Annotated in this window: 1 pseudogene; it reads left to right on the forward strand. The window is 41.7% G+C overall.

Annotation, left to right across the window (positions count from 1 at the left end):
• Nucleotides 1-201: 201 nt before the first annotated feature.
• A pseudogene (locus A3761_RS21280) lies at nucleotides 202-703 on the forward strand (flagellin); the annotation flags it as partial.

Raw genomic sequence — 703 nt, forward strand, 5'->3', positions numbered from 1 at the left:
CTATTTATAATGTGGAGAGTGAGAGCGTTTATGAAAAAAGAACTTCGTTACACTTGCTTACATTGTTTTTGTAAAAAAAACTAAAGTAATTCTAAGGAGTGCCGTTAAGTGATGTAACAAGCGGTCGAGAGCGTGCTTTACAAAGCATGATGTACTTCAAAATCTCGTTCGTTTACTTGCAAAATTGATCGGAGAAACGACATGCCTCAAATAATTAATACTAATATCGCGTCTTTGAATGCTCAGCGCAACCTAGACAAATCTCAGAATGAACAGAGTGTTGCTTTACAGCGTTTATCATCTGGTTTGCGTATCAATGGCGCAAAGGATGATGCGGCAGGTTTGGCGATTTCAAACCGAATAGATGCTCAGGTTCGTGGTCTAAATGTAGCAAACCGAAACGCAGGTGATGGTGTATCGCTAGCACAGACAGCTGAAGGTGCATTGAACAGTATGACAACCTCCTTGCAGCGTATGCGTGAACTAGCATTGCAGTCTGCAAACGGTACGAATACATCATTGGAACGTTCTTCACTGCAAGAAGAGGTTGAGCAGCTTAAAACCGAGATTGCGAGTATCGCAGAGAAAACAAACTTTAACGGTCAGAACCTTTTAGATGGTTCTTTCCAGGGTACTAGTTTCCAAACAGGTGCAAACGTTGGTGATCGAATAGACGTTTCAATCTCTGAGGTGTCAGAGGAAA

The organism is Oleiphilus sp. HI0123, assembly GCF_001635315.1.